General features: G+C 69.1%; 6 protein-coding genes. All 6 read right to left on the bottom strand.

Annotation, left to right across the window (positions count from 1 at the left end; all coding sequences use genetic code 11):
- Positions 1–764, bottom strand: a 764-nt coding sequence (locus AB1824_13070; protein ID MEW5765892.1) for a relaxase/mobilization nuclease domain-containing protein, incomplete at its 3' end; no start/stop codon positions are given.
- A 45-nt stretch (positions 765–809) separates the two neighbouring features.
- The gene (gene mobC / locus AB1824_13065) at positions 810–1,139 is read right to left on the bottom strand and encodes a plasmid mobilization relaxosome protein MobC (protein MEW5765891.1); all 330 of its coding nucleotides are present in this window, start codon (positions 1,137–1,139) and stop codon (positions 810–812) included.
- A 443-nt stretch (positions 1,140–1,582) separates the two neighbouring features.
- A complete protein-coding gene (locus tag AB1824_13060) occupies positions 1,583–3,082 on the bottom strand; it encodes a DUF3631 domain-containing protein (protein MEW5765890.1) in 1,500 nt (499 codons plus the stop codon).
- Positions 3,079–3,915 carry a bifunctional DNA primase/polymerase gene (locus AB1824_13055; protein ID MEW5765889.1) on the bottom strand — a complete coding sequence of 279 codons (837 nt, stop codon included), beginning with the start codon at positions 3,913–3,915 and terminating at the stop codon, positions 3,079–3,081. The genes AB1824_13060 and AB1824_13055 overlap by 4 nt, the downstream gene beginning before the upstream one ends.
- A gap of 3 nt (positions 3,916–3,918) precedes the next feature.
- Positions 3,919–4,158, bottom strand: a complete 240-nt coding sequence (locus AB1824_13050; protein MEW5765888.1) for a helix-turn-helix domain-containing protein — start codon at positions 4,156–4,158, stop codon at positions 3,919–3,921.
- Positions 4,159–4,340: 182 nt separating this feature from the next.
- Positions 4,341–4,859, bottom strand: a 519-nt coding sequence (locus AB1824_13045) for a hypothetical protein (GenBank protein MEW5765887.1), incomplete at its 5' end; no start/stop codon positions are given.

Raw genomic sequence — 4,859 nt, 5'->3', positions numbered from 1 at the left:
CGCCGGAGCTGTTCCTTCTGCTGGGCGAACTTCTCGACGAGGTGCTCCCGCCCGTAGGGCTCCCCCATGCGGCGCTCGCGGATGGTCCGGCGCATGCCCTGGGCGTCGGTCATGGCGTAGGAGTACTTCCATCCCCGGACCCTCAGCTCGACGCCCCTCTCCTTGAGGCGGGCCGCGAACTCCTCCTCCGAGAAGGCCCGCCGCCCGGCTTCCCGGACCCGGGCCTGGAGGTCGGTCTTCCACGAGTAGCTCCCGCCGCCCCGCTCCGCTTGCCGGAGAAACTTGTCCGAGGGGCGGTCCGGGTCCCGCACCCGGGCCAGCTCCCGCCGGATGCCATGGATGCGTGCCAGGCGGTCGTTCACGTCCCGGAGCCGGTCGAGGTTCTCGTTGTCGTTTCGATATTTCCTCCCGTCGAACCCCGTGGCGTTCCAAACCACGTGGGCGTGGGGGTGGTCCTTCTCCCCGTGCACGACGACGAGGTATTCGTGGCGGCCGGCGATGCCCGCCTCCTTCGCCCACTCCTCCCCGTAGTCCCGGATTCGCCCGTAATCTGGATGTCCCTCCGGGGTGGCCATGTCGCCGAGGTCGGAGCGCTCGAAGCTGAGGGCGACGTGGTAGTACTCGCGTCCGCCGGTCACCCGGTAGAAGTCCCGCGTCTCTTGGAACTCCTTCTCGATGGCCTCCGGGTCCCGGCCGGCGACGTCGCCGCCGATGGCCTGGACCCGGCCGCTCTCCGCTTCCTGGGTAAGGAGGTAGGTGGTCATCTTGGCGCTCCTGTCACCGAAGGAGATCTTCAGGACGGGCATCCCTCAGCCGCGGAGGGCGCTCAGGAGGCGGCTCACCTCCGCCCGGAGGGCCTCCACCTCCGCCTTGTCCACGCTCCCGAGGTTGGCTTGGTGGGCGAGCTGGTTGAGGTTGCCCCCGAAGCTCTTCAGCGCCCGCTGAACGTCCTCGGGAAAGCGTGGGACCGCCTTGAGCTGGATCCCCTTGGCCGCGCACCGGAGGAAGTCGGCCGGTCCCCGGTTCGCGATGTGGCACTGCTGTCGAAGGTGGCCGTACTCCTCCGTGGAGAAGCGGACGTGGACCCGGTGGGGACGGAGGCCGGGTCTCGGGCTGGGGGCGCTCTCGGCTTCGGTCACGGCGAACCTCCTCTCTTCCTCGCCAGGGTGTCGGGGCGGAGCCCTGACGTCAGCCCGAACGAGAGGGGAACCCCGGCCGGTTCGGGCGGCAGGTGGCGCCGGCTGGCGCCAGCTGCGTTGCTTGCGGGACAGTCTTCGAAGGATTCCCCGCGGGCTTCCGGGGCCTTGGGGTGGAGGCCTTCGAGGGTGTCGTGGCGCCGTTGCGGGCCTCCGGGGAACAGGCGGTTCCCGGCTATCCCCCCTTCCATCCGCCACAAGCGCCACCGCCCTGAATACGCTGGGCTTGTAGTAGTTTTCGATCCGCCACCCAAGGGCCCGCTTTTTCCGGTTTTTCGCCCCGTAAGTCCTTCTGGATGAACCCGGTGGCGCTTGTGGCGGGTCGGATTTTCGCCTTTCCCTTCGCATGCGCCACCGGTGGCGCTTGAATGGATCGGGCTCATTTTTCAATCCGCCCCATCCGCCACCGCCCTGGAATGGCTGGAGTTAGCCCCAGGGATTTCGGCGATTCTCGGCCCTTCGGTGGCGGATGGGGTTGGCCCGTATGTGCTTGGCGATGAGGCCGGTGGCGCTTGTGGCGGTTCCGGGGGTAAATACCGGGAGAAGGCGTCGAGGAAGCTGTCCCGAAGATACCCCCGGCAGGTGGCCCCCTCCTGCTTCCACTTGACGGGGGCGATGCCGAAGGGGTGGAGGAGTCTCGCGAGCTGCCGGGCGCTCATGGGGGTTCCCTCGCGCCACTCGGGCCAGGGTCGCTCCTCCATCCCGTGCAGTTGCCCCAGGATCTCCTCCGAGGCGAGGGAGGGGACGTTGCGACTCCGGAAGAGGCTCCGGATGTCTTCGAGGAGCTTCACGCCGTGGGAGGTCTCTTCCGAAACGGCGTCGTTGATGCGGCAGGCGCTCTCCCGCGCCCGCCGGGGCCATTCCTGCCCGCACAGGTCGGCGATGGCCAGGAGGGGGCGCCAGTTGTCCCGGGCCCGGTCGCGGTTGATGCCCTCGGGGATGAGGGGGTCCGAGAAGCGCAGATCGTCCAGGTGGTCCCCGGCCCACCGGGCGGCCATGCTCCTCAGGTCCTCCATCTCGGCGAGGCGGTGAAGCTGGAGCCGCTCGATGGGCTCGCCCCGGGCCCGCCTTCGCATCCGGATGGTCACCGAGCGGTCGGCCAGGGTCGGGGGCAGGTCCCCGATGAGGGCGATGGCCTTGGGCGTCCACGTGCTGAAGGTGCAGACTTGGTGGTCGTCGCCCGAGACGCGGGTCACGTACGCCTGGCTTCGCATGTGGCCGCTGTTGAGGATGCCCCGCAGGCCCTCCGAATCGGAGAGGAAGGTGTCGGCCTCGTCGAGAAGAAGGCACGGCTTGAAGTAGTCCGTGACCCGGAAGACCGCCGAGGGGGTGATGTTGGCCGAGGTGATGGGGCGGGGGACCAGGGCGCTCAGCAGCGCCAGGGCCGTGCTCTTGCCGCAGCCCTTGTCGGGGCTCGTGAGGGCCAGGAGGGGAGAGATCTCGAAGGCGTCGTGGGCGTGGGCGAAGAGGATCCAGAGGGTGTAGGGGACGATCTGGTCCGCCGTCATGGCCAGGAACCGGCCCACGGTCTGCTCCAGCGAGGCGAGGAGGGTCGCCCCGTCTACGGGCTCGGGCCAGAGGTCCGGATCCTGGAGCCCCATGCGGCGCTCTTCGCCGCTCCTCGCCGTGGGCATGACGGTGTCCACGAGCCGCCCCGGGCTCGTGAATCCCAGGGCGCGCAGTCGCCGAACGGCCCCCTCCCGGGCCAGCTCGCGCCCGATCTCGTCCATGTTCTGGAGCCCCGCCCGGAAGTGGTCCAGGGCCGCGCGCACCTCCGCGGTGTCCGGCTGTTCCTCCAGGCGGTCGAGGAGGGCGAGGGCCTCTTCCGGGGTGGAAGGGGTTTGGGCCGCCGCCAGGGCCGTGAGGTTCCCCCCGGCCGGAATCATCTCAATCCCCTGCGGCGCAGTTCCGCCCCGGCGATGGACTCGATGGTCCGCATCAGTTCGGACTCCGTGAGGGGCGGGCGGCAGTTCGCCTCGTTCCAGCTCTTGAGCAGGCCGAGGCAGACGTAGGGATCCACCCGGTGGCGGAAGAGGTGGCCCGCCAGGCGGACGAGGCTCGTGTTGCGCTGCCCTGCCGCGACCCCCGTCAGGACGAGGTCGCACAGGGAGGAGCGGCGGAAGGGGGTGAGCACCCCCCTGTCCGGCCGGACGGCGCGGTCGAGAAGCCATTGAGGCATGGGGGCGGGCTCGAGGTGTCGCGGATGCCTTGCGGGGTCCCACGCGTACCGCCCGCCGCTGGCGTGGCGGGACGGGGGGGCGACGATGTACCCCCCGTCCCCGCGGATGTCCAGTCCGCTTCCCATGGCCCCCGCGGAGTTCGGCACACGGACCCCGGGGTGCCGGAAGAAGAGGTGCAGGCCTCCGCCCCCCGTCTGGGCCCGGAGGGTGGGCGGAAGCTCCCCGAACTCCCTTTGGAGGGCTTCGAGGGCGGCGTCGCCTCCGTGCCTCGGGTCCACGTCGAGCACCACGAGACCGGAGGTCTCCCCCGTGACCAGACCGATGTTGGCTTCGGGCCACCGGCGCCACCAGCTCCGGATGGTGCCCTCCGAGGTCGTGGCGTTGTCGGGCCATTGCACGATGCGGGGGTGCTTGCCCACGGCCTCGCAGTCGGGGCGGCGACAGGAGCACCCCCCGCCCTCGGGCGTGTGGAGCGGGAAGACGGGGTAGCCCCGTTGCCCGTACCCCTCCGCGGCTTTGGCCATGCCCAGGGCCGGCACGGCTCAGCTCGCCTTTCCCGCGGACGCGGTCTCCTCCGCGGCCACGCTCGTCGCGTTGAGCTCCAGCATCCGGTCCAATTCCGACTTCTTGAATCGCAGGAGGCGGCCCAGCCGCGTGCAGGGGAGCTTCTTCTTGGAGATTCGCACGTAGAGGCTGCCAAGGGGGATGCGCAGGTAGTCAGCCGCTTCCTGCGCCGTGAGGAGGATTGTGGTCTCTTGGGCGGAACCCGATTCCATCGTCATCGTTTGTCCTTTCTGGTCTTCAAGAGTGACCGCGAGGACTGTAGCCGGGTTCCTTAAGCATCCTCCATGAAATTGACTCCCCCAATTGGACGGGGGCTTTCAAAGGGTGGCGTAGGCCTCCAAGGCCCTCCCAATAGATGTTCCGTGATGGAAATGCCCTGAATGCCCCGGGGGAGTTACGCCTAGTGGTGGCTCCGGTCGGAGGGATAGAGCGCCGCCCGCACCCGAAGACCGTAGATGGACTCGATCCACTCCCACGCCGATTGCTGGTCGGCCTTGCTGGGATAGGGGAAGCGCCCCTCCGCGGCGGGAGAAGGCGAGAACTTCTTCGCCCTCACGATCCGGTGGAGGCGCTCCCAGTCCTCCTGATCCAGGAAGCAGAGCGAGGGATGCCATTCGAGCTTCTCGGGCACCTGCTTCACGAGGCGCAGGGCCTCCTGGAAGAAGGGGCGCAGGTCGAAGATGGGAAGGCCCAGGAAGGGAGGGGAGTAGGGCGAAGTCCTGCCCGGGGTGGCGGGCCGGTCCGCCTCGGAGTCCGGAAGAACGGCGAGCCGGATGGTGTCCCGGTGGTTGCAGCGGACCTCCCCGATGAACTCCCTGTGACGCTCCCGGTCGTACGCCCAATCTTCCAGGGCCGGCATTTCGAAGGCCTGCACCGCCCGGTCCATGGCCCGTTTCACGTCCCGCTCCACTTCCGGTGG

It is taken from the genome of Acidobacteriota bacterium, assembly GCA_040752915.1.
GTDB lineage: Bacteria > Acidobacteriota > UBA4820 > UBA4820 > DSQY01 > JBFLVU01.
This window is presented reverse-complemented; position numbering and strand designations above follow the sequence as displayed.